Annotated in this window: 24 protein-coding genes; 10 read left to right on the forward strand and 14 right to left on the reverse strand. The window is 61.1% G+C overall.

From position 1 onward, the window contains the following. The coding region (locus CVS28_RS19690; protein WP_165788123.1) for an HNH endonuclease signature motif containing protein at positions 1 to 458 on the forward strand (458 nt) is incomplete at its 5' end. 88 nt (positions 459 to 546) lie between these two features. On the opposite strand, the gene CVS28_RS10025 is transcribed toward CVS28_RS19690, so the two are convergent. Further along, the gene (locus tag CVS28_RS10025) at positions 547 to 2,088 is read right to left on the reverse strand and encodes a flotillin family protein (RefSeq protein WP_103481429.1); all 1,542 of its coding nucleotides are present in this window, start codon (positions 2,086 to 2,088) and stop codon (positions 547 to 549) included. A 188-nt stretch (positions 2,089 to 2,276) separates the two neighbouring features. Here CVS28_RS10025 and CVS28_RS10030 point away from each other — a divergent pair, with 188 nt between their 5' ends. After that, complete coding sequence (locus tag CVS28_RS10030; RefSeq protein ID WP_133159098.1) at positions 2,277 to 4,115, forward strand: hypothetical protein; 1,839 nt, start codon at positions 2,277 to 2,279, stop codon at positions 4,113 to 4,115. After that, complete coding sequence (locus CVS28_RS10035) at positions 4,112 to 5,212, forward strand: hypothetical protein (RefSeq protein ID WP_133159099.1); 1,101 nt, start codon at positions 4,112 to 4,114, stop codon at positions 5,210 to 5,212. The genes CVS28_RS10030 and CVS28_RS10035 overlap by 4 nt, the downstream gene beginning before the upstream one ends. Here the strand turns inward: CVS28_RS10035 and CVS28_RS10040 are convergent. The 6 genes from CVS28_RS10040 to CVS28_RS10065 form a co-directional block, all read right to left on the reverse strand. After that, on the reverse strand, positions 5,209 to 5,472 hold the full coding sequence (locus CVS28_RS10040) for a hypothetical protein (protein WP_103465646.1): 264 nt from the start codon (positions 5,470 to 5,472) through the stop codon (positions 5,209 to 5,211). The two genes, CVS28_RS10035 and CVS28_RS10040, sit on opposite strands and share 4 nt — an antisense overlap. Further along, the gene (locus tag CVS28_RS10045) at positions 5,469 to 5,948 is read right to left on the reverse strand and encodes a GNAT family N-acetyltransferase (RefSeq protein ID WP_103481432.1); all 480 of its coding nucleotides are present in this window, start codon (positions 5,946 to 5,948) and stop codon (positions 5,469 to 5,471) included. Before CVS28_RS10045 ends, CVS28_RS10040 begins: the two co-directional genes overlap by 4 nt. A 6-nt stretch (positions 5,949 to 5,954) precedes the next feature. Then, a complete protein-coding gene (locus CVS28_RS10050) occupies positions 5,955 to 6,461 on the reverse strand; it encodes a phage tail protein (protein WP_103465648.1) in 507 nt (168 codons plus the stop codon). Positions 6,462 to 6,463: 2 nt separating this feature from the next. Then, positions 6,464 to 6,880: a hypothetical protein gene (locus CVS28_RS10055; protein ID WP_103465649.1), complete on the reverse strand. Its 417-nt coding sequence runs from the start codon at positions 6,878 to 6,880 to the stop codon at positions 6,464 to 6,466. Positions 6,881 to 6,882: 2 nt separating this feature from the next. Next, positions 6,883 to 8,385 carry a collagen-like domain-containing protein gene (locus CVS28_RS10060; protein ID WP_103481433.1) on the reverse strand — a complete coding sequence of 501 codons (1,503 nt, stop codon included), beginning with the start codon at positions 8,383 to 8,385 and terminating at the stop codon, positions 6,883 to 6,885. Positions 8,386 to 8,679: 294 nt separating this feature from the next. Continuing rightward, positions 8,680 to 9,144, reverse strand: coding sequence for a GatB/YqeY domain-containing protein (locus CVS28_RS10065; RefSeq protein ID WP_103481434.1), 465 nt, complete (start codon positions 9,142 to 9,144; stop codon positions 8,680 to 8,682). A gap of 346 nt (positions 9,145 to 9,490) precedes the next feature. Here CVS28_RS10065 and CVS28_RS10070 point away from each other — a divergent pair, with 346 nt between their 5' ends. After that, positions 9,491 to 10,258, forward strand: a complete 768-nt coding sequence (locus tag CVS28_RS10070) for a DUF427 domain-containing protein (protein WP_207797187.1) — start codon at positions 9,491 to 9,493, stop codon at positions 10,256 to 10,258. An 8-nt stretch (positions 10,259 to 10,266) separates the two neighbouring features. Here CVS28_RS10070 and CVS28_RS10075 read toward each other — a convergent pair whose 3' ends face one another. After that, on the reverse strand, positions 10,267 to 11,310 hold the full coding sequence (locus CVS28_RS10075; protein WP_243399818.1) for an NAD(P)-dependent alcohol dehydrogenase: 1,044 nt from the start codon (positions 11,308 to 11,310) through the stop codon (positions 10,267 to 10,269). A 98-nt stretch (positions 11,311 to 11,408) separates the two neighbouring features. Between CVS28_RS10075 and CVS28_RS10080 the strand changes: the two genes are divergently transcribed. Next, positions 11,409 to 12,086, forward strand: coding sequence for a TetR/AcrR family transcriptional regulator (locus CVS28_RS10080; protein ID WP_103481435.1), 678 nt, complete (start codon positions 11,409 to 11,411; stop codon positions 12,084 to 12,086). Positions 12,087 to 12,090: 4 nt separating this feature from the next. Here the strand turns inward: CVS28_RS10080 and CVS28_RS10085 are convergent, their stop codons facing one another. The 4 genes from CVS28_RS10085 to CVS28_RS19695 all read right to left on the reverse strand — a co-directional run bounded on the left by CVS28_RS10085 (position 12,091) and on the right by CVS28_RS19695 (position 15,169). After that, positions 12,091 to 13,722: an HD domain-containing phosphohydrolase gene (locus tag CVS28_RS10085; protein WP_243399819.1), complete on the reverse strand. Its 1,632-nt coding sequence runs from the start codon at positions 13,720 to 13,722 to the stop codon at positions 12,091 to 12,093. A gap of 26 nt (positions 13,723 to 13,748) precedes the next feature. Further along, positions 13,749 to 13,880: a hypothetical protein gene (locus CVS28_RS20300; RefSeq protein WP_279325067.1), complete on the reverse strand. Its 132-nt coding sequence runs from the start codon at positions 13,878 to 13,880 to the stop codon at positions 13,749 to 13,751. Further along, positions 13,877 to 14,656, reverse strand: coding sequence for a hypothetical protein (locus CVS28_RS10090; RefSeq protein ID WP_103481436.1), 780 nt, complete (start codon positions 14,654 to 14,656; stop codon positions 13,877 to 13,879). The genes CVS28_RS20300 and CVS28_RS10090 overlap by 4 nt, the downstream gene beginning before the upstream one ends. A gap of 348 nt (positions 14,657 to 15,004) precedes the next feature. Further along, positions 15,005 to 15,169: a hypothetical protein gene (locus CVS28_RS19695; protein ID WP_165788124.1), complete on the reverse strand. Its 165-nt coding sequence runs from the start codon at positions 15,167 to 15,169 to the stop codon at positions 15,005 to 15,007. 194 nt (positions 15,170 to 15,363) lie between these two features. Here CVS28_RS19695 and CVS28_RS10095 point away from each other — a divergent pair, with 194 nt between their 5' ends. Beyond that, the gene (locus tag CVS28_RS10095) at positions 15,364 to 16,071 is read left to right on the forward strand and encodes a YceI family protein (protein WP_103481519.1); all 708 of its coding nucleotides are present in this window, start codon (positions 15,364 to 15,366) and stop codon (positions 16,069 to 16,071) included. Between the two features lie 7 nt (positions 16,072 to 16,078). Here CVS28_RS10095 and CVS28_RS10100 read toward each other — a convergent pair whose 3' ends face one another. Both CVS28_RS10100 and CVS28_RS10105 read right to left on the reverse strand, forming a co-directional pair. Further along, entirely contained in the window at positions 16,079 to 16,294 is a 216-nt protein-coding gene (locus CVS28_RS10100) for a helix-hairpin-helix domain-containing protein (RefSeq protein WP_243399820.1), read from the reverse strand. 53 nt (positions 16,295 to 16,347) lie between these two features. Next, on the reverse strand, positions 16,348 to 17,535 hold the full coding sequence (locus tag CVS28_RS10105) for a phosphotransferase (RefSeq protein ID WP_133159100.1): 1,188 nt from the start codon (positions 17,533 to 17,535) through the stop codon (positions 16,348 to 16,350). 372 nt (positions 17,536 to 17,907) lie between these two features. On the opposite strand from CVS28_RS10105, the gene CVS28_RS10110 reads away from it, so the two are divergent. From CVS28_RS10110 to CVS28_RS10125, 4 genes are all read left to right on the forward strand, one after another. Next, on the forward strand, positions 17,908 to 18,720 hold the full coding sequence (locus CVS28_RS10110) for a metal-dependent hydrolase (RefSeq protein ID WP_103465656.1): 813 nt from the start codon (positions 17,908 to 17,910) through the stop codon (positions 18,718 to 18,720). Between the two features lie 79 nt (positions 18,721 to 18,799). Further along, positions 18,800 to 19,432, forward strand: coding sequence for a phosphoribosylanthranilate isomerase (locus tag CVS28_RS10115; protein ID WP_207797188.1), 633 nt, complete (start codon positions 18,800 to 18,802; stop codon positions 19,430 to 19,432). A gap of 108 nt (positions 19,433 to 19,540) precedes the next feature. Continuing rightward, positions 19,541 to 20,707 carry an ROK family protein gene (locus tag CVS28_RS10120; RefSeq protein WP_165788125.1) on the forward strand — a complete coding sequence of 389 codons (1,167 nt, stop codon included), beginning with the start codon at positions 19,541 to 19,543 and terminating at the stop codon, positions 20,705 to 20,707. Positions 20,708 to 20,899: 192 nt separating this feature from the next. Next, positions 20,900 to 21,790, forward strand: a complete 891-nt coding sequence (locus CVS28_RS10125) for an ABC transporter permease (RefSeq protein ID WP_103465659.1) — start codon at positions 20,900 to 20,902, stop codon at positions 21,788 to 21,790. Position 21,791: the final 1 nt, after the last annotated feature.

A 21,791-nucleotide genomic window follows, 5' to 3' on the forward strand; every position in this document is an offset into this window, starting at 1 on the left:
TCGAGGGCTACGGACCCATCCCGCCCGAACAAGCCCGGGAACTGGCAGCCGGGGCAACCTCGTGGCAGCGGATACTCACCGACCCCGAGAAAGGCACCCTACTGAGCATCGGCCGCCAATCATACAAACCCCCGGCCGACATGGTCCGGCTCGTCAGACTCAAGGACCCGGTATGCACCGGGATAGGCTGCGACACGCCCGCACGATCCTGCGAGATCGACCACACCATCCCCTTCCACCAAAACCGCTACGGCCCCGACGGCACCCTTCTACCCCAAGGCGAAACCAGCATCGAGAACCTGCGCCCCCGATCAAAGTACTGCCACCGCCTCAAGGACGACCCCACCACCGGATGGACCGTAGAGCCTGATGGTCTAGGCATCACCAAAACCACCACCCCCACCGGCCGCATATACCTCCACACCCAAAACGAAGAAAACCAACCGGCACCCTTCTAGCACCCCATGCAACGCACGCCGGCGACCCACCCCAGGTGAGCCGCCGCCGTGTTGTGCATGTAAGCCGTGCCGGGCAGGTAAATAGCCTCTAGTGCATGAACTCCAGCTCATCGTCAACGGATTCATTGCCGGCAGCCGGTTTGTTGCTGTGAGTAGCAACGGGCTTGGTTCCCTGACTGGGATCCTCAACAGCAGGCGCACCGGCCATCATGCCCTGCAGGAGGCCGATAATGTCCAATCCAGTGGAGTCCTTGATCAGTTGTGTTGTTTGCTGAACGCCGTTCGAGACGTTCTTGCTCAACTGGCTGGCACCGTCGTTGGAGACAACAGTCATGTTCTTGATGGCGGACATGGGCGCCGCAACTTCACGGGCCATGGCCGGGAGAACTTCCAGGACCTTGCTGAGGATTGCAGCCTCATTGAACTTCTCATAGGCTTCAGCCTGCGCGGCAATACCGGCCGCTTCAGCCACGCCCTTGGCCTCGGTGGATTCAGCCTCGGCCTGGCCCAGAGACTTGATGACTGCCGCATCGGCACGGCCCTTGGCCTCGATCACAGCAGCCTGGGCTGTACCGCGGGCAGTTGAGGCAGCCGCATCAGCCTCGGCCGCAACCCTGTCACCCTCGGCGGTGAGCTTGCGCTTGGCAAGTTCCACGGTTGCCTCAATTTCAGCGGCCTCTGATGCACGACGTCGTTCCTCAAGTTTTGCGTCTGCCTGCTGAATGAGCCGGTACTTCTCGGCGTCGGCCGGTTTGCGCACCTCGGTGTCGAGCTCCTTCTCACGCAACTCCGCCCGGCGCAGGGCCACCTGCTGGTCTCGGAGGATAACCTGCTCCTGCTGCTCGGCGGCAGCCAGGGGTCCAGCCGCATCGGCCCGCGCCTGCCGGGCGTCAGCAACTTCCTTGAGCTCGGCACGTTTGATGATCAATTGCTGCTGGGCCAGGGCCACTTGCTCATCGGCCAGGGCCTTGGCCTGCTCGGCTTCCTGGAGGAACTGTGCTTCGGCAATCTTGGCGTTCTTCTCCGCCAGCGCAGCTTCCGGGCGGCCCAGGTTGAGCAGGTAGCCCGAATCGTCGTCAACCGACTGGATCTGGAAGGTGTCAATTTCCAGCCCCTGATTGTGCATTGAGTGCTCGGCCTCCTCCTTCACGCTTTTGGCAAAGGTGGCGCGGTCCTTGATGATCGATTCCACCGTCAGGGTGCCCACAATGGAGCGCAGGGAACCGGAGAGCGTCTCCTGCGTGTAATGGTCAATGGCGTCCTGTTGGTTCAGGAAACGTTGGGCCGCCTTGCGCACCGAATCGGCGTCCCCGCCCACCTTCACCTGGGCAACGCCTGTGAGATGGAGCTTGATTCCATTCATCGAGATCGCCTCAATCTTCAAGGAAACCTGCCGGGATGCAAGCGAAAGAGGGTATGCGCGTTGTGTAAAGGGGTTGATGAAGATGCGGCCAAAGACCACACGCTGGCTGTTGGGATCGGGCTGGCTCTTATTATCCTTGGAGGAGATGACGAGCGCTTGGTCCGGGCTGGCAATATGCAGGGCCATCCGGGAAATGACAGCAGCAATGATGGCAATCACCACCAATGCGCCTAGGGCAATAATCCAGGGAATGAGGGTCAGTAACATGAGACCTTTCGGGTTTCACGGCGGCCTGTTCTGAGACTTCCAGCCCGCCTCCTGCTTACGATCCTACGTAACTCAGCCGAATTCTCCACATGATGGAGTAAAGGTGTCGCACAGAGTCGAAGCTTGAGGGGGCACATGAGTCTTTCCCAGACGCTTCACAGAAACCGTACAGTGGCCCATCATGAAGTATGGACAATCCAGTTACTCGGAGGAACCCGGATCATGTGGTGATTCTGGTTCATGGCATGGGCAAAGCACTCAAGGGTGGAACCCTGCAGGAGTGGACGCAGCCGCTGTTGCAGAGATTGAACGACATTGCCCTTGACTACAGGGATCGCGACGAAACGGCCCCGGAGTTCCGGACCCTGCCACCGCTCATCATCGACTCAGCAGACGCCGTCCGCGAATCACCAAACACGTTCATCAGAGTGCTTCGCGCCAATCCCAGATACAAGGACGACTACGCCTCGATACTGATTACGGAAGCTTCATGGGGGAAAGATTTCCTGCCTGCAACTGCAGGCGCCACCTATGGGTGGGCATGGCTCAGCGCTGTCAAGGTCATTTTCCGCGCCGCCCGGCTGGTCTCCTGGAACATGGGGCCACAAGTCGCGGCCAAGCACGTGAGTGAGCACATGCCTTGGCTGCGGTGGATCTTGGCTGTGCTTGTCACGCTACTGGCGTCTCCATTGATTGCTGTGGGCCTGATAGTGCTGGGAGTGCTGATCGTGCTGACCGCGATACCAGCAGTAGGGCGCCTGACTGGTAGCTTCATATCCCTCTTTGCCGACTTTTTGGGTGATCCTGAAACGTGGCAGCGCAAGCCCCTGCAGGCCGCCGCCATGCGCGAGAGGGTTAGTCACGCCCTTCTGAAATGGTCCGGCGATCCGCAGAAGAAGGTGAAGGCCACGCCAGTCACTGTCCTGGCCCATAGCCAAGACGCCGCCATCAGTGCCCAAGTTCTCTTGCAAGGCGGTGTGGACGCAAAGATTTTCATTTGTGTGGGGAATGGGCTTCCCTTGCTTGGTTATGCCCGGTGGGGTGACTTCATCCTTCTCAAGCACCACATACATGACGAATCGATTTTTGGGGCGATTGGCCTCAGAAAAGTCACTCCAACTCCTCAACAGGATCCGATCCAGGACTGGAAGAACCATGCCTCGAATCTGCGGTGGGTCAATCTCTGGGCCAAGTTTGATTTTGTTCCTGCAGGCCCCGTGGGTGGCACTGCCGGGCAAGACAATGAGGAAGCCTTCAAGAATATGTACACAGGCACCCTGGGCAGCGATTATGGCCCGGAAGAACACGCCATCTACAACAGCTCCGCATTGATCAAAGATCATATTGTTTACTCCAAGAATAGGATTGAAGTCATTGATCCGGTGGCGCAGCTCATTTTTAGAGATTGGGCCATACCGCCCGAAAAGGTAACCGGTGACCTTTGGCTGCCGCCCTTGGCAACCGGCAGCCCGATAATTGACACCCGCATGAAAGTGCACCAGAGGATGGTGAAATGTTTAGGCCTGGGCAGGGTGCTGGCGTTCACGGCCGGGGAGTTGTTGAGTTGGCAGTTACTCAGCAACCCTGCTGTCACCGAAACACTGTTCCGCTTACCTCTGGTGAATATGCCGCAGATGCAGTGGTTCCGGCAGAATGATGAGTTAACGTGGCTTACAGTGACTGCGCTCTTGGGAGTGATCATCCTGCAAATACTCAACAGGTGGCTGTGGGTATTGCTGCATGGGAGAGTTGAACGGCGTCGAACTAGTGACGGGAAACCCGTGGAAGCAGTGGGGCAAGGGTGCTTGGTCCTGTACCTGGCAGCGGTGTTCCTGTTGAGCGTGGCCGTTCCGGCGGCTGTGGTGTCCACGTCCGCAGCGCCTGTTCTGGTGGGACTGCCCCTGATCTGGATTCTCGGCTATGTGGGGCTTTTCGCCGTGCTTGTTGTCATCTCACTTGCAGGGCGTCCAGTGAAACCACTGCCTGCCCGTGTTCCCCAGCCGCCTACGAGCAAGGTCAATAAGTGACGGAAGTAGATTCGGTGACAATTATCATTGAGGACGACGGGCCGGTGCTGGTCATCTTGTTTCTTGTCATCGCCCTCATTTCCATTGGTGTGCAAGTACTGGAAAATTCGCGGCAGCGCAGGAAGCTGGTGGTGGAGGCCGGACACAATCAGGAGACTCGCCAGAAAAGTCGACTGTTCTTTTATACCGTCCTGGTCCTTGGCCTGATCACGGTGGTGGTCAACTACATCACCGGTATCACCTCCAGCATGGCCGCCTCACACTTTGATGACGTCACGGACCCGATCAGTCTGCTGTCGCTGCCGGGAATTGGATTCACCGGACTCACCCTGGGGATCTATGCCGTATCCATCGTGGTGATCGCAGCCCTGTTCCTGAAGAACGAACGCATTGAGCTCCCCGAACTTTTGGCCGACCTCAACGACGCCAGAAAATTCGGGGCCTTGGACAGCCCCCGGCAGATCGCGCACTACTCGGCCGAGCTGGAGCAGTTGCGCCACACCCGCGATGAAGATCGAGCCAAACAGTTCACCGACGGCGACTTTGACCGCTGGTTCACCGCACAGGAGGCGCAGGAGCGGCCCCGCGTACGCCAGCAGATCCACTATCTCAGGAACCACCCGGAACGCCGCGCGCGAACCACGTACCTCCACCGGAGGCTGTTGCTCAACTACCGGCTGGCGGCGGGCAAATGGTTGCTGCCCCTTGGCCTGCTAGCGGCGCTGTCGTTCGTTCTTGCCGCCAAGGAACTGGTGGCTCCTGGCGACGGCGGGACCGACTTTTCACTGGCAGCGGCCTGGGCCGTTGCCAGCCTCTTGGGCATTGCAGCTTTTTCCGGGCAGTACCGCTGTGACGTGGGCAAGGTCTTGCTCAAGGCCCGCAAAGAGTACATCGCTGACCAGACCGAGGCTGAATGCCGCTCCATCCTCGAGGAAGCAAGCGAAGACTTGCCGGATCCCGCTCCCCGGGGATCCGATGCCGGGTCCGCGAGGGAAGGGTTAGGGGCCCCGCTGTTCAGCATGGGACCCTGGGCAGTCTTTCGGCGTAAGGCAATAACCCGCCCCAATGGCGATCCGGCGCCGACACCAGAAGGTTAGGGCTCCATTCCCGCCTGAACGGGAACAAATTCCACGGCGTTCCTGCGGTGGATCTTCTTGTCGTGGCGGTCGAAACCTTTGGCGTCCATGTTGTTGTGGAGCCTGAAGTCTGCCAGCGCCTGGTCGTATAAACCATTGAGTCGCAGCCCCGTGTACTCACCCTCGGTACCATCGGCAAACGTGATGGAGATCAGGGTTTTCGACGGAAAATGCCGGCTCATGCGGACAAAGCCTTCAGCGTCTTGCTTGAGTCTAATCATGAAGTTGTTTCCTCTTTAGCAGCACGCTTCATGGTCAATGAGAGCCCGCTGGTGTCCCCCGCATTCATGCAGGGCTGGAAGTCAAGACTCTCATAGAGATGGCGGGCCACCGCATTGTCAGTGTTGACAGAGAGTTCGAGGGCAAGCCCTGCCGCATCCGCGGCATCGCAAAGATCAGTCATGATGCGCCGGCCCAGACCTTCACCACGAAGGCCGGGAGCCACACTCAAATCCACGACGCGGACACCCGAGGCGCCCCAACCCACCCAAATTCGGGCCACCGGGGCGCCGTCGCGCTCCACTATTGATTCCCCGTCTCCCCAATGGCTGCTCCACTGCTGGCGCTGAAGGTGTTCCTGCAGCTCCAGCATGTCGTGGGGCAGATGCTCGCGTCCTGGTGATGCCGACGTGAACAGGGCGAGCAGCCACTGCGCATCGGTGGTTCGTGGCGCGCGGTACAAGATGAGATCATGCAACAGTCGTCACCACCTCGAAGGGAAGATGCCCTCCAAGGCAATGATGAAGTTCAAAACTAGGCTTGGTTGTGTGTTGTCAAACGGTTGATTGCTTCCCACCACTAGGTCCGGTGCCATGACAGAGTATGAGGCAACTGGACCGTAGGATCCGCCGGGCGCGGGTGCGAGGCCGACGCCCGGCTTGTCGGAACTCTGGCCGTCTGCTGAAGGGACCGCATGAGTGTGCGCGGGCATATTGGCTTGGGTCAGAGATACAGTATTCTGACCGAACTGGTTACCCAGAACCTGCGCCGCTGCGCTTGCGCCTGTGTACGACTGGTGCACAGGAACCCGCCCCTGGAGGTTGGGGAGCTGGAAAGTTACTTGACCGTCGCCGCCGTACGTTGTGCCCAGGAGCGAGAACAAGGCCGAGTTCTGCGAGATGGACATCATCTGGCCATTACAAAGCGCCCATCCTCTGGGCGCGAAATTGCCGGCAAACATTCTGATTTCGGCAAGAAATGGATCTGACATAGTTATCCCTTAAGTTCTGGGGACAGCCACTCGGCGCCCCTGCGGTCGATGGACGCCACGGCCGTGGCGGTTCCTTGAGTGGTAAATAGGACTACGGGCCCTGCTTGGGGGTGCTGCACGGTGATCAGCTCGGCATCCAAGACCCCGGCCACCACTGCAAAATGCAGCCGGAAACGGTCGGCGCTGCTGTCGACTTCACCTTTCACGGCCGGCTTGCGAAGATCAACCACCTGCTCCACGCGCAGGGTTGCGCCGCCGTCGACCATCACCTCCTTGCCCAGAAGGTTTGACCAGGCCTGAAGAGAGTACGGTTCCAGGGCGGTGGCGGTTGAGATTTGAGGGGCAGTCACCAGCAGTGCCGCAGCACCCAAACCGCCGGCGATGAGTGACCGCCTGCTCAAATTCTGTACGTTGCCCATGACTAGTTCCCCTTGAAGGCTAGGGAGAACCGCAAGTTGCGCACGGGCTGACCCGTCGTGGTGTTTTCAACTTTTACTGCCACATTCTGCTGCGCGGCAATGGGCGCCTCCAAGACTGCACTGTTACAGCTGGTGGCACTGGCGGCGATGGTGCACGTAACGGGAGTAGCTACGCCATTCACGACGATTGTCAGCTTCACGGCGGGACCTACGCTGATGTTGGCGTTCAAGCCGCTCAAGGTGCCACTCTGAGGCAGAGTCACTGCCGCGTCACCAACCGCTGGCGACACACTTGAACTACCTGCCAAGGGCAAGAATCCAACCCCGTCGGATGGATCCACAAACTTGACTGACCCGGTAAAGATGCTCTGTGCCGCTGCCACGCCTGCGGGGCCTGCAGGACCAACCGGTCCCGTTAGTCCGGTGTCACCCTTGTCACCCTTGAGCCCGGCGGCACCAATGCTGCCCTGGGCGCCAACAGCACCAGTGAGGCCTTGGTTTCCCGTAAGGCCTTGAAGGCCCTGTGGCCCAATGGCGCCCTGTGGGCCAATCAAGGACTGACTCAGCAAGGGCCACGCGCCCAAAGCCTTGGGACCGTACATCTTGTAGGTAGCCCGGTCTAAGTAGAAGTCGCCATTGGTTCCCAGCGCATCATTCGGCACGCCGATAGCGTTCAACACAGAGTTGCCGTTTGTCCCGGCGATGCCCTGGGCGCCAGTGGCTCCTTGAGCGCCCGTTGCACCCGTTGCGCCTTGGGCTCCAGTGGGACCCGTGGGTCCGGCGTCGCCCTTGGCACCTGCAGCGCCGGTCAGCCCAGCGTCACCCTTCGAGCCTGTGAGCCCTGTATTGCCCTGGGCACCTGCAGCGCCGATTGCACCCGTGGTTCCGGTGTCCCCTTTGGCACCGGTGGCACCTGTGAGCCCTGTATCGCCCTTGGCACCGGTGGCACCATCGGTGCCGTTGCTGCCATTCGAACCAGCTGCCCCAGTGGGACCTGCGGCGCCTGTATCACCTGTGGATCCGGTGGCTCCCGTTGCACCCTGGGTGCCGGTATCGCCCTTGGAACCGTTAGTTCCTGTGTCGCCCTTGATGCCTTGTTGGCCAGTTGAACCAGGAACGCCGTCCTGGCCATTCTCGCCGTTAGCGCCAGGTTCACCGGCGGGACCCGTTGCGCCGGAAGTTCCAGCTGGTCCTACGTCGCCATCCTTGCCCGCTGTTCCATCTTGGCCCGTCTTGCCGTCGACGGCTGCGGCAGCTTCTTTGCCCCAGGAAACACGCACGGCTCCGTCCGCGCAATCGGCGGCAGAGTTGCCACTGGCAATCTGGGTCAACGTTCCTGCGGTGTCGAGGCAGCCAGAAATAGTGCTTGCGTTGGCGTTGCTTGCCGGCGTGCAACCACTTGCAACTACACCAACCAACAGGGCCAGACCAACAGCGGGCAGGATGGTTTTGCGCGAACGTAGGGTCCGGGCAGTGTTCGGATTCTGGGCAAAGTCTTGCGACATGGATTCCCTCTGGGTCTCTGCGCGGCTCACACAAGAGGCTGTTCCGCAGGGGTGAATTCTAGGTTCCGTGAATACGGGATTTCAGGTACACAATACGTGGGAATTCGCATTCCGGCATTCTTGCGTGCGTAATCTTCATAATATGTCCTGATTCATCAGCCAGTGGACAACACAAAGGCCCGCACCGTGTGAGCAACTCACTATTCCCGGTGCGGGCCCCGTCAATCTTTATTTGCCTGTCAACAGATCAGACGGATTGATATTCACACTAAATGGTTGCTGATTCGTGGATTGTTACGCCAGACGCTTGCGCACCATTTCAGAAATGGCTTTCCCGTCAAAGCGTCCGGCAATTTCGGCAGTAATGGGCTTCATGGCCAGACCCATCTGTTTCATGGAGAGTTGACCCTGCTCAGCTTCAAGTGCAGTGATGATCCGGTCCACGATGCCAGCCGCCTCGTCGGCGCTCAGCGGCTGCGGCAGGTAGGCCTCGATGACCTCAGCCTCGCTGATCTCCGCTGCAGCCCGGTCCAGCTCATTCGCCTCAGTGTAAATCTGGGCAGTGTCGCGTCGCTTTGCAGCCTCTTTTTGCAGCAAGGCGGTAACCTGGGCGTCGTCGAGCTCAATGGGGGTCTTGCCTGACTTTTCGCGCGTTTCTATTTCACCCAAGACGTTGCGCACGGTGGTCAAGGCCAGTTTGTTGCCAGCCTTCATATGGACGACGACGTCGGACTTCAGTTGCTGCTTCAGCTTGGACATGAGCTCCCTTACGGTTTGAAAACGTTGCGACACGAACGCCGCGGTAGTAATTATCCTCCCCCCTTCCCGCAGCACCTGCACGCACCCGTCAACGCCGCCTTGGATCGGCACCCAAGGCCATGGAGGATTCCTTGGCAGCAGGCAACGGCTGGCCCGGTCCATCAGTTTCTGTGCCCAGGCAGAGTTTCTGGACCCAACATCCTTTCTCGGTGCCGGCATGATGCGGGTATTCTCGTACGTTTTGTAGGGCGCACCCGTGCTGGAAAGTTGGCGGAACTTTCCAGCAAAGGCGCCTGTAGGGGCGTAGAATTCTTTCTAATTCACCGGCAGAAATCAGGTGGTTCTGGTGCGAACCGAAATCAGCGAAAAATGGGTGCGGGCCATGGTGGGCGGCACGGCAATAGTGGACACCCGCACGCCCATGCTCTTCTGGGAGGATTCATTTCCCGTCCCCTCCTACGCCTTCGCGGCAGCCGATGTCCGCACGGACCTGCTCATCCCCACGGAGCAAAATCCGGCATCGCACAACTTCTTTCACCTGCCCAAGGGTCCCGTGGCCCAGTGGTTCGACCTCCATGTTGACGGCAAGGTCTTCAACAATGCAGCATGGATTCGCGATGACCCGTCCGTGCATGACCGGATCGTTTTCACCTGGCAGGCAGGGGTCGTGGACCGCTGGCTTGAGGAGGACGAGGAAGTCCACAGCCATCCCCGCGACCCCTACAAGCGGGTTGAAGCGCTGCATAGTTCACGCCATGTGCGTGTTTCGCTCGACGGCGTGACCCTCGCCGAAACCAGCAGCCCCGTGCTGCTCTTTGAAACTTACCTGCCCATCCGCTATTACTTCCCCAAAGCGGATGTGGACTTGAGCAAGCTGCGCAGCAGCCACAATCGCAGCCAATGCCCGTACAAGGGGTTTGCCGACGAGTACTGGGATGCGCCAAATACCCCAGGCGTCGCCTGGTCCTACCCGCATCCGTATCCCGGCGTTCAAGCCATCGAAGGCAGAGTGGCGTTTTACAACGAGCTCGTCGACATCGCCGTCGATGGCGTGGATCTGCCCCGCCCCGAGAGCGTCTTCTCGCTGAAGAAGCACCGGCCAGGAAACGATTGAGCGGAACGCTACCTGGGATTCAGCACCGAAATGGCGATCTTGCCGCGCACTCTGCCCTCGGCCAGATGCCTCATGGCCACCTGCGCCTGCCCCAGCGGGTAGACAGTGTCCACACACGGCGCAACGGAGCCCGCCTCCATCAGAACAGTGAGCTTCTCCAAGTCACTGACGCGCTGCTTGGAGATAAACATGATGAGCCGTTGGGAAACCAGGGGAGAAAGTAACGCCGCACGCAGCTGCTTGCTGATGCCGGTGATGGTTTCGCCTTGTTCCCCGCCGCCGACCACCAAGGTGCCCCGCTTCGTCAGCATGTGCCGCATGCGGCGCACCGGGGTGTTGCCAGCAAAGTCCAGAATCACCTCATACCGCTCGGCAGACGTGCTGAAATCTTCGGCCGTGTAGTCGATGACGTGGTCGGCTCCGAGCGAGCGAACCCAATCCATTTTGGCGGTGCTGCACACACCAGTCACCTCTGCCCCGGCGGCCTTCGCGATTTGCACGGCAAAGCTGCCCACTCCCCCTGAGGCACCCGTGATCAGCACCTTTTGGCCGGCACTGACGCGGCCGGCGTCGTGCACAGCTTGCAAGGCCGTGCCGCCCGAAATGGGCACCACTGCTGCCTGCACAAAACTGAGGCTGGCCGGCTTGGCAGCCAGCTGGTTCTCCTTGACGGCGGCAAACTCAGCAAAGGTTCCCTTGCCAAAACCGAACACCTCCACACCGGGTTCGAAGCGGGTGACGGCGGGGCCCACAGCCACCACCGTACCGGCCAGGTCGATGCCGGAAACGGGGTTCCTTGGTCCGCGAAAGCCGAATCCCAGCCGCAGCAAATATGGCCGGCCCGTCATCAGGTGCCACGTTCCACGGTCAAGACCAGCCGCATGAACCCGCACCAAGACGTCGTCGTCTGCCAGCGTGGGCCTGGAGACCTGCGCCACGTGCAGCACCTCGGCGTCGCCGTATTTATCCTGCACGACGGCGTTCATGAACTCCCCTGCCTGACTGGCAGTCTCGCTTGCACCGCCTGCATCCTGCGTTTCTTCGTTGACCATGACTGGAGTCCTTTGCTTCCGTGATCCCCAATGACGCATTACCTTACTTAGTAAGTCAGCTTATCTTACAATGTAAGGCAATGCGATAGGCTGGCGGCATGTCAGTGGAAGAAATCGCCCAAAACGGCCAAGTTCGCGAGCCGCTGAGCCGGGAACGAGTCCTACACTGCGCCGTGGGTATTGCCGATGCCCAAGGCATGGCGGCCGTGACCATGCGCTCCATCGCCGCTGAGTTGGGGGTGAAACCCATGTCCCTCTACTACTATGTGGCCAATAAGGGCGCCCTTCTTGACGGGCTCATTGACATAGTTTTCAACGAGGTTGAGCTACCCACCAACACGGGGCACTGGGAGGCGGCCATGCGGGTTCGCGCCCACTCTGTCCGCCGGGCGCTGGGTCGCCACCCCTGGGCCATTGGCCTGTTGGAGTCGCGTACGGAGCCCGGACTGGCCACCCTGCGCCACCACAACGCCACCTTGGGTGTGCTGCGCCAGGCGGGATTCTCCATTGCTCTCAGCGCCCACGCCTACGCACTCATCGACAGCTTTATATACGGCTTTGCACTCCAAGAGAATTCCCTGCCCTTTACCGGCGACGGCGACGACGTGGCGGAGATTGCCGCTCCCATGGTGGAACAGTTTTCCGGAGGGGAGTTCCCGTTCTTGGTGGAGATTGCCATGGAGCATGTCCTGAAACCCGGCTACAAGTTTGGTGACGAATTTGAGATTGGCTTAACACTCATCCTCGAGGGCTTGGCCCGGTGGCTCCCGCGCTAGCGGCTCATCGTAGCGGCCGGCTGCCAGTTCGCTCCCACAGCCCGTTGTCCAGGGCAAACAAAGTGGCTGCAACCCGGTTTCCAGCACCAATCTTTTGGTAGATGTGCTCAACATGGTTGCGCGCCGTTTTTGGTGCGATGACCAAGGACTCGGCAATGCCCTTGTTGTTCATCCCTTGGCACAACAGCCTGAGCACTTCAAGCTCCCTGCTGGTCAAGCCGGCCGGCAAGCTGCGCCGTGGCGCCTGCCGTTGGCCGGCCGCAACCAGGACGGCGTCGGCGAGATGTCCGTCCAGGCGTCCGCAGCGTACCTCCTCGCGCAGCCGCAGCTGGGCCTGCAGCGGGGTCATCCCGGGCCGGTGCGGGCGAGGTTCCAAGTACGTTTGATAAGCGTCAGCAGCAGCAAGAATACGGTGGCTGGTACTGAGATCAGCACCGCTGATTCCCCGGGGATACCCGGAACCGTCCAGGCGTTCATGGTGTGCGCCAGCCAACTCAGCCACTTTCCGCATGCCCGGAACCCGGCCCAGAATCCGCTCACTCAGGTACGGGTACATCTGCAGCCGTTCGCGATCAACTGCCGACAGCGCCGACTTCTTGTCCCAGATTGCATTGGAGACGCCCATCCTGCCCAAGTCATGGGTCCAGCCGGCCCGGCGAAGCGCCTGTTGCTCGGCCGCGGTGAGCCCGCACTCCCCCGCAGTGGCCGCGGCCAGCGAGGCAACGGCCCGGGAGTGTCCGGCCGTGAAAGGGGATTTGAGATCGGCAAAGTCACCAATGGCCGCCAGCACGGCATCCAGCTCAGCATCGGTCAAGGGGGCGTCATGGGGGGCCGCGGCCAAGGCAGCTGGCCAGGGATCCAGCTCGAGCAACCCCGCGGTCAGCTCCTTGGCCCGCGCGCAGAACAGGTCCGCCACGGCCGGATCAAACTGCGTTCCGCGGCGGTCCGCGACGGTGGCAGTTGCTGCCTCCAATCCGGCCGTGCGCAAGAAGACCTCGGCCGTGTCCGCGAGCTGGGCAATCCGCATCTCGAGCGGAATCTGGACACCGGATTTCCCCGCGGGGAGCCCCTTTCCGTCCCAGCGTTCAAAGGAGTTGTTCAAGATGGCCGGCATGCCATGATCCAAACCCACCCTGTTGGCGAGCTGCCCGGCGGATGTGCAATGCGAGCGGATCAGGGATTTGACAGCAGTATTTGCTGTTGCCGCAAATTCGGAACGGCGGACGGCACGTTGCCAGCGCGGCAGCTCGGCTCCCGTGTGTCGCAGCATCAACGAAAGCATGGGCAGGCCGTGGGCGTCGAGGAGGTAGTAGTCGGATCGGAAGCCGATGTCGTCGCCAAACAGGGCTGCCAGTTCAAAGGAGTCGGCGTGGCAGCCAATCCAGGCCAGCAGATTGGCGTAGTAGATTCGCCCTCGCCCCGCTTGGTCAACGCCCATCAATTCCGCTATCCGCAAGCCCAGCAAGGTGGCTCGGAGCATGTGTTCCATGGGCTGGCCCAGTCCCAGATCGATGGCCAGGGACAAGGCGGCCAAGATTTCCGGACGGCTTGGTGCCGCAGTATTGCGCAGGGAAGGACCCGCTGGCCCGGAGGCTGTGGGTGGCTGGTGAGAGATGCCTGAGCTTTGCTCCGCCACACACCCATTTTACGGCTGGCTGGGACCTAACGGGACATCAGGTCCTCCGCCACCATGAACGTCAGCGACTTCTTGCCGTTGGCCAGCTGGTCATCGGCGTAAATCCGGGAGCCACGTCCTGTGACCAGGACTTCTGGGATGGGTTCTGCGATGCTCATGACGCCCGGCTTTTCTTGCGTGGCACAGCAGTTGTTGGTCCTTCAACCGAGGCGGTCGAGGGGAATCGCAGGCTCAGTTCTGCCACGAACAGCCCGCGTTGAGGCAGCCAGAAGTCCGCCAGCCTGTCCTGTTGAGGCAACGGCCGCGGCACACCTGCGTCAACGCCGCCGATTGAGGCACGGCTTGAGGCGACAGCCCACACCCGCAACGGCTTCGCCTGGAAGGATTGGCCGTTGGGGACCCGCCCGGCGAAGGACAGCTTTCCCGTACCCAGCACAGGTCCCATCAGCGTGCCCATGGCACCAAGTACGCGGTCATTGCGCCATAGTGACGGGGGCATCCGGCGGGCCATCGCGGTGACGGCGGCTGTGCTCACGGTTGCTCTCATCTCAAGCTCCCAATGGACCACACCGGGCACCCTCACCGTGAGCTGACACGGACCGGTCCACTCGGCTGAGACCGGCGAGTACTTGGTTTCCGTCAATGCGGCGCCAAAGTACCTGGCACAGCTAAGTTCTGGCGGGGCATCGGCATAAACGCTCCACTGCTGCTCCGGGCTGCGCAGCCACACGGCATGATAGCCGGGGCCAATGGAGCTGGCAGGGAAGCGCCGGAAGGCCAGGTAGGAGCCGGAGCTAAATGGCATGCCCATGACTGCATAGCCGGCGAATCGTTCGGCCGTATCGTTGAGCAGTGAATTTGGCACTGCTGCCGGGGAACGTAAGGCGTCAGACTCCGCCTGGGCTGCTGCCGTTTGTGGTGTTGTGGTTTTCATGTGGGGCTCCTTCACGGTATGTGATGAGCCTAAAACCGCAGCCGAAACATTGCATGGGGCAGATGCCCCATCTTTTCGGGATTGCTTGGCAGCGGGCCGCAGTCAGGGGGCGTTTGGATCCGATGGCGCCATGGGGTCCTGCGGGAAGCTGGGATCCGGCGGGAACGGCGGAGGGAAAGGCTCCCCGGGTGGCGGGGGCCGGTTGGGATCGGGTGGCCGCGTTGGATCCGGTGTTATGGGTGGTCGGCTGGGATCCGGAATGGTGGCGTGCAAGGTTCCGGCCAGCGGCAGCTCTGGCTTGGTCACAATATTCACCCTCTCTTGTGTTCGATGCTTGCAGCCCGGTACTTAGGACCCTGTAACGCGGGGCTCAATGTCGGGGTCGGTGGTGGTTTCTTCTTCGAGCAGCTCGGGCGCCGGGACTATCAGACCGATGAATTCCTCCAGGGGTGACGTGTCGTCGCCGTGGGTGGAATCGCTGCCCGACTGGCCATGGGCTGGTTCTTTGTTCATCTTTCGACCCTACGCCCATCCACCAGATTCGTGAACCCCTCCTGCTGGCTTGCCTGCCTGCCTCATGGTGCGAGACTCCGGAAGACACACTGCCCACATCGGCACAGAATCCTGACAGAGTGGTCACAGCTCCCGCTCAGCTCGCACCGGCAGAATTCCAAACAGAGAAGGTGCGTCCAATCAAGGGGAAGACCATGCGAAAAAAGTTGATCGTCATAGGAATTGCACTGGTGGTGCTCATCGCCGGCGTGTGGGGCGGCAGTGCCATCTACGCTTCGCTTGAGAACGACAGAGCTCCAGAGCAGCTGGCCCTGTCCACGCCCACCGCCGCGGCAAGCAGCACCGCCACCGAAAGCACCACTTCCGGGGACACCAGCACCCAAACCCCTGCAAACCTTGCCGGTGACTGGAAAATCAGCTCCGGCTCGCAGGCTGGCTACCGCGTCAAGGAGGTCCTGAATGGCCAGGATGTCACAGTGGTGGGCAGGACCAACGACGTCGAGGGCCAGGTGACCATCGACGGGACGAGCTTGAGCGCCGCCCAAGTCACCGTGTCAATGACGAGTGTTGCCACTGACAACAACAGCCGCGACTCACAGTTCCTGGGCATCCTGAAGACCTCGGAATTCCCTACGTCAACCTTCACCTTGACCCAGGCCGTGGACATGGCCGCCATCAAGGACGGCGTCGCCTCGGTGAGCGCGGTAGGTGAGCTGACGGTGGCGGGCGTCACCAAGTCGGTGACCGTGAGCCTGAATGCGCAAACCACCGCTAGCGGCGTGGAGGTTCAGGGATCCATTCCCATCACCTTCTCCGATTTTGGCATCGCCGCCCCCAACCTGGGCTTCGTCAAGGTTGAGGACTCCGGATCAGTTGAAATGTTGCTTCAACTGAACAAGTAGGAACTGGCTAGTCGCCGTCAAATGCCAAGCCGCGCAGCGTTAGCTCCTCACGCAACAGGCGGATTGCCTTGGGTCCCACGCCATGTAGTTGCAACAGTTCCGCCGCACTGACATCGACCAGCTGTTCATAGCGGGTAAGGCCAGCCAAGGCCAAGGCCCGCGTGGCAGGCTGACCCATGGCGCGCGGGAACTCCATGGCGGGTCGGGGGCTTGGCTCCGGCACGATTTTTCCTCCCAGATTTAGATGGTGAGTCCATTGTTGCCCAGTGGCGCCCGTCAGTGCGTTTCCGCCAGCAAGTCCAACACAAACTGGGCCATCTCCAGCCGCCCTGCCATGAAGTCGCGCAGCGAATCCGAATCAGCTTCCCCCAACCGCTGACTCGCCACGGCTGACAGGCCCGTGAACAGGGCCATGGACAGGGCGTGGCCCCGCCGAACCACGGATTCTGCAATGGCGGCGCCAGACTCGGCCAAGCCGTCGCAGTAGGCTGTCAGGCAGAGCGGCTCCAGCCGGTACAGGTCGCGCCCGCGCATGGCTCCCTCATTCACCCAGCCTGACAACAACTGGCCAAGATCAAAGCCGGCGCAGGCGCCCCCGTACATGCCCCAATCAATGACCACAAAGCCCGTGCGACCGTCGGGCTCGGTGGGTATGTTCTCGATCAAGAGGTTCTGTGGGCTGGCATCGCCATGGGCCGGGAAGGTGGGCAGCAGCACAATCTCATCGGCCAGCTCGTAGGCCCGTCCGGCCAGTGCCCGCAATCCGCTAATCAGTCCGGGGGTTGCAGCACAAGCCACGGCCGGCACCTGCCACAGGTCATCGCCTTCAATGCCGGGAATGAACACGTTTCTACCAACGCCATCTAGGTAGAACCGCAGCCTGTCGGCATCCCTTGCCGCAGAAATTTGCGGGCCCAAGCCCGCGACGGCGCGGCTTCCGGCCAGACACCCCAACCAGTACGCGGCGTGGGTGAATGTGGCGTCAGACCACGTGGCAGCTGGGTGCTCCTGGACATCCTCCATCCAGATGGCGGTGCGCTGCGGATCAACCTCGATGACTCGGTAGATCTCAGGAAGCCGGCCGCCCGGGGGCAGCACCTGTCCCAGATCCGAGGCGTAGACCTGCACTTCAGTGCGCCACGGGTACCGCAGGGCGAGCTCCTCCCGCATATGCGGTGGAACTTGATCAATATGCTGCCACAGCAGTGGTGATTGAACCAGTTTCACGACGGCGCTGAACGGCACCTGCGGCTCAGCAGAACCAGCCAACGAGGCAGTCCCCCGCACCCGCCACAACCCACCAGTGGTCATGTTGAGCACGGGCATCTCGATGGCCGATGCGCCAGCCACTACTCCTGTCACGGATGGTTGCTGCAGGGCAGCTTCGGCTATGCCTGCGAGCGCTGTAGGGTTTGGTGCGGCTGGGCCCAGTTGGTCCAGGCTTGCCAGTCTTGGTGCTTCCACGACTGGGTCCCTTCTTGTGGCGATGGGCGTTCACCAGACTCAGAAGGGGTGAACGTGCTTTAGCTGTAAAGCTAGAGTTCCACTCGGTGTGGAGTCAATGCTTTCGGGTGAGCCCATCGCAGGCTGTTCCTGGCTGCGAGTCCGGCTTCACCCTTACTCCGGAGACTGGAAGCCAGCCAATCCCCTTGTTCGAACATAGATTCGAACGTTGGTCCGAATAAGCGTCCTCTATGAGCCTCCCCACAGATCCTTCCCCTGCGGCGGCGCCCACGCGTGGATGTCACGGGCTTCCCCTAGGCTTGAATCAGCAGGTTTTGTCCACGTATCACGGGATCAGAACATCAGAACCCGAGTATGCAAGGACGTGCCCTCATGATGGGAGCCCATCACGCTGCCAGCGGCGCCGCCGTATGGCTGGCCCTGACCACACAATTCAACGTTAACCTGGGCGCCGTGCACCAAGTCCTGCCGCACATACCCGAACAGATCTCCCTTGGCATGGGGCTCCTTGATCTCACCCCCACAGCCGTGGTGGCCGGCGCACTTGTCACGGCAGGGGCGGCGCTGGTGCCCGACGCCGACCATCGGCATGCCACCATTGCCCATTCGCTGCCTCCGCTCTCCAACATCATGTGCATCCAGGTGGGCAAGATGTCCGGCGGGCACCGTCATGGCACCCACTCCATCCTGGGCCTGGCCGCTTTCGTGGGTATAGCTTGGCTGGCGGGGATGTGGACTGTTGAGGTGGCGAACCTGGGCACGATTTTTCCGGGCGCGGGCCTACTGGCCGTTCTCCTTGCTTCCTTCGCCGCCAAGTCACTGAAGTTCATTCCTGACACCATGCGAAAGTTCCCGTGGGTGGTGGGGCTGGCTGTGGGCACCTTTGTCACCTTGTTTGCCCCGCAGGAACCATATTGGTTCCCCTTGTCCATGGCTTTGGGCGTGAGCATCCACATTGTTGGAGACATGCTCACCACCGGCGGCTGCAACCTCCTATGGCCCTTGCGCATCAGGCCCCCGCGGATGCTGCGCAAAATACCGCTGGTGAAGAACATCTGGCGACCCAGCGGAAACATAGCCATCCCCCTGCTGGGCAATGCCGGATCGGTGCGCGAATGGCTGGTTCTGATACCCGTGAGCGGCTATGTCATCTGGGCCATTGCCGACGCCGTCTTCAGCGCATAACATCCTTCGCAGACATGGCTGTTAATATGGGAGCAGGCCCCGCACTTGTGAGTGCCGCCCCGGAGCGATGTCGAGATGAATGGACCGAAACTCAAAAATGTACATCAAGATCTGTGGCCTGCAGACTGTCGAAACCGTTGCAGCCGCTGTGGAGGCCGGCGCCAACGCCGTGGGATTCATCTTCGCCCCCGGCAGCCCCCGGACCATCACGGCCGCGCTCGCAGCCACATTGGTGAGCAGCGTCCCTGAGGGCATTGAAACCGTGGGCGTGTTCCGCGATCAGCCCCTTGACGAGGTTCTGGCAACCTCCCGTGAAGCGCAGTTGACAACCGTCCAGCTCCACGGGAATGAACCACTGGCACATGTCACGCGATTGCATGCGGCGGGTTTCCGTACCTTGCGGGCATTTTCAGTCGCCGCCTACAATGCCTTGAATCCTGAGGACAAGCGTGCGTGGAAATCCGAGCGGATCTTGCTGGACGCCGTCGAACCTGGCGCAGGAGAGACCTTTGACAGCAGCGAACTGGCCCAGGGGGCACCCCAGGGATTCTGGCTTCTGGCAGGCGGACTTAACCCGAGCAATGTGGCGTCCCTCGTTGGGGCTTTGCATCCTCATGGCGTGGATGTGTCCAGCGGCGTGGAATCCAGCCGGGGCGTGAAGGACTCAATGCTTATTCGGGATTTCATTCAGGCAGCCCGCAGCATCAGCTAGGACTGGCCCTGCGCAAGAACCGCGTGGCGCGTGCTCAAAACCTCAATAAAACAATAGACTTTACATAAGCCGTCATGGCCGATTGGTCTACAACTCAAGGAGGCGGACTTGCTGACACCCGATGACAGCGCATTGCAGGCGGTGCGGCGTCGGCATGAGCTCCGAGTCCTGGATTCCCTGGTGACCCACGGCCACCGGACCCGTCGCGACCTCGAGACTGACACCAAGCTGTCCCGCACCACGCTCTCGGCCATCGTGGGGGACCTGCGCCACCGCGGCGTGTTGACCGAGTTTGATCAGGAACGCATCGGGGCCGCCCGCAATGGCCGCCCCACCAAGGTGCTGCAACTGAACCCCGGCGCAGGAGCCGCCGTGGGCATCGAGCTGGGACGTCGCCGCCTGAGCATCTCGGTGGCAGGCTTTGACGGTTCAACGGTTGCCCATGAACATTGGGAACTCACCGAATCCATTGACCTGCAGGGAAAAGTTCAACTCGCAGCAGACATGCTTGGCGAAATGATCCGGGCCGGCAGGATCACCCCCGAGACGGCCGTAGGCATGGGTGTAGGAATTGCCAGCCGCCACGCAAACCCCAACTCCCTCTCCGACGGCGAGGAGCACCAGCTGGACCCCGACGGCGCCACCTTGGCCCCGCTGCGTGAGGCCCTGCCCATTCCCCTGTTATGGGACAACAACATTCGCCTCGCCGCCCTGAGCTACGCCAAGGCCAGCGACAATGTCCTCTATGTGGTCCTTGCCGCCGGCGTCAGCTCAGCCATGGTTGTCGATGGCGCGCCTTTGCGCGGCGGAAACGGCATCGCCGGTGAAATGGGGCATATCAGCGTTGACTTCACCGGCCCCCACTGCTGGTGCGGGCGACGCGGCTGCCTGGAGAGCTTCCTCAACGAAGCCAGTGTGCTGACCGAGGCTGCGAACCGCGGACAAACCTTTGAATCCATTGCCGCCATTGCCGCAGCTGCCGCAGCCGGAAACGAAATCGCCACAGCAGTCGTGGCGTGGGCCGGGAAACTGCTGGCCCGCGCCACCGTGGGCGCCTGCGTCCTGCTGGACCCCAGCCGCGTGGTGTTTGCCGGTGAACTCTCGCAATTTGGTGAACAGCTGCTGACTCCCGTCCGCAGCGCCTTGGCAGAACAGCATCTGGGGTTGGGGCCGCGCACCACCAGCATCACCACCACCCCCTTCGCGCCAACCGCAGGCAGTGACGGCGCGGCCCAAATGGCACTCAAGCACTGGGCCATGGCAACCCTCAGCTAGGGACCTCACCCAACATCCAGCGCACGCACCACCCCAGCGGATGCAGGGGAAGCAAGCTTAGGCGCGCCAAAATAGCGCAGGGTGAGCCCTTGCTTCGTCGTGCAAAAGTACCCATTCGGCGTAAAACTTAACGCAAACCCTACTTATGTAAAGAGCCTTGACAATGTGTGATCCGTGCCATAAGTTTTATCCATGGCACCGAAAGATACCCTCAGCTCCGTGGCGGACCCTACCGCCCGCAGAGAGCGCAGCGCACATCATCAAGCACCACGTAAGTCCCCCGCGCCAGCAAGCAAGTCGGCAAGCAAGAAGTCCGCAACGGGCACCGGCAAGCTCAGCCGCAAGGCCCTGGTAGCCATCAATTTTGCTTCGGTCGCGGCCGGTCTGGGCGCGTGGGCCATCGTTTCCAGCGCCGGAATTGTGGGACTGCCTGGTCCCGGCGAAGTCCTGATTCGGGGTGGGGAGCTTCTGGCGGACGGCACCCTCGCAGAGGACACAGGCGCGTCACTGGCCCGAGTTCTCAGCGGATTCCTGATCGGCAGCCTGCTAGCCGTCCCGGTTGGCTTCCTGATGGGCTGGTACCAAATTGGCCGCGCCATCATTGAACCGTGGGTGCAGTTCTTCCGCACCATTCCCCCACTGGCCCTCCTGCCACTGGTCATGGTGACCATGGGAATCGGCGAAACACCCAAGATCTTCGTGATCTTCCTGGCAGCTTTCCTTTCCTGTGTGATCTCCACCTACCAGGGTGTGGTCAGCGTGGACAAGACCTTGATCAACGCGGCCCGTGTGCTTGGGGCCAACAGCATGGTCATCTTCCGCCGCGTCGTGGTCCCGGCGTCCTCACCGTTCATCCTGGTGGGCATGCGCATTGGTCTCGGCGCCGGTTGGGCCACGGTGGTGGCCGCCGAGCTCCTGGCCGCCCCCAACGGTCTGGGCATGCGCATGCAGCAGGCGCAGCAGTTCTACGACATGCCCACCATCTTGGTCAACGTCATCGTTATCGGCATCCTGGGCCTGCTCATGGACCGCCTGCTCTTGATGATCGAAGCCCACCTGACCCGCTGGCAAGAACGCCGCTAAG

The organism is Arthrobacter glacialis, assembly GCF_002909415.1.
In the GTDB taxonomy this organism is placed as follows: domain Bacteria; phylum Actinomycetota; class Actinomycetes; order Actinomycetales; family Micrococcaceae; genus Specibacter; species Specibacter glacialis.

Excerpts from the sequence above, each read along its gene's own strand:
- CVS28_RS10075 (WP_243399818.1), bottom strand. The coding sequence starts at position 11,310 with ATGGTCAACGAAGAAACGCAGGATGCAGGCGGTGCAAGCGAGACTGCC.
- CVS28_RS10080 (WP_103481435.1), top strand. The coding sequence starts at position 11,409 with ATGTCAGTGGAAGAAATCGCCCAAAACGGCCAAGTTCGCGAGCCGCTG.
- CVS28_RS10125 (WP_103465659.1), top strand. The coding sequence starts at position 20,900 with ATGGCACCGAAAGATACCCTCAGCTCCGTGGCGGACCCTACCGCCCGC.
- CVS28_RS10040 (WP_103465646.1), bottom strand. The coding sequence starts at position 5,472 with ATGATTAGACTCAAGCAAGACGCTGAAGGCTTTGTCCGCATGAGCCGG.
- CVS28_RS19695 (WP_165788124.1), bottom strand. The coding sequence starts at position 15,169 with ATGAACAAAGAACCAGCCCATGGCCAGTCGGGCAGCGATTCCACCCAC.
- CVS28_RS10055 (WP_103465649.1), bottom strand. The coding sequence starts at position 6,880 with ATGGGCAACGTACAGAATTTGAGCAGGCGGTCACTCATCGCCGGCGGT.
- CVS28_RS20300 (WP_279325067.1), bottom strand. The coding sequence starts at position 13,880 with ATGAGCATCGCAGAACCCATCCCAGAAGTCCTGGTCACAGGACGTGGC.
- CVS28_RS10065 (WP_103481434.1), bottom strand. The coding sequence starts at position 9,144 with ATGTCCAAGCTGAAGCAGCAACTGAAGTCCGACGTCGTCGTCCATATG.
- CVS28_RS10025 (WP_103481429.1), bottom strand. The coding sequence starts at position 2,088 with ATGTTACTGACCCTCATTCCCTGGATTATTGCCCTAGGCGCATTGGTG.
- CVS28_RS10095 (WP_103481519.1), top strand. The coding sequence starts at position 15,364 with ATGCGAAAAAAGTTGATCGTCATAGGAATTGCACTGGTGGTGCTCATC.
- CVS28_RS10110 (WP_103465656.1), top strand. The coding sequence starts at position 17,908 with ATGATGGGAGCCCATCACGCTGCCAGCGGCGCCGCCGTATGGCTGGCC.
- CVS28_RS10030 (WP_133159098.1), top strand. The coding sequence starts at position 2,277 with ATGGACAATCCAGTTACTCGGAGGAACCCGGATCATGTGGTGATTCTG.
- CVS28_RS10050 (WP_103465648.1), bottom strand. The coding sequence starts at position 6,461 with ATGTCAGATCCATTTCTTGCCGAAATCAGAATGTTTGCCGGCAATTTC.
- CVS28_RS10060 (WP_103481433.1), bottom strand. The coding sequence starts at position 8,385 with ATGTCGCAAGACTTTGCCCAGAATCCGAACACTGCCCGGACCCTACGT.
- CVS28_RS10090 (WP_103481436.1), bottom strand. The coding sequence starts at position 14,656 with ATGAAAACCACAACACCACAAACGGCAGCAGCCCAGGCGGAGTCTGAC.
- CVS28_RS10115 (WP_207797188.1), top strand. The coding sequence starts at position 18,800 with ATGGACCGAAACTCAAAAATGTACATCAAGATCTGTGGCCTGCAGACT.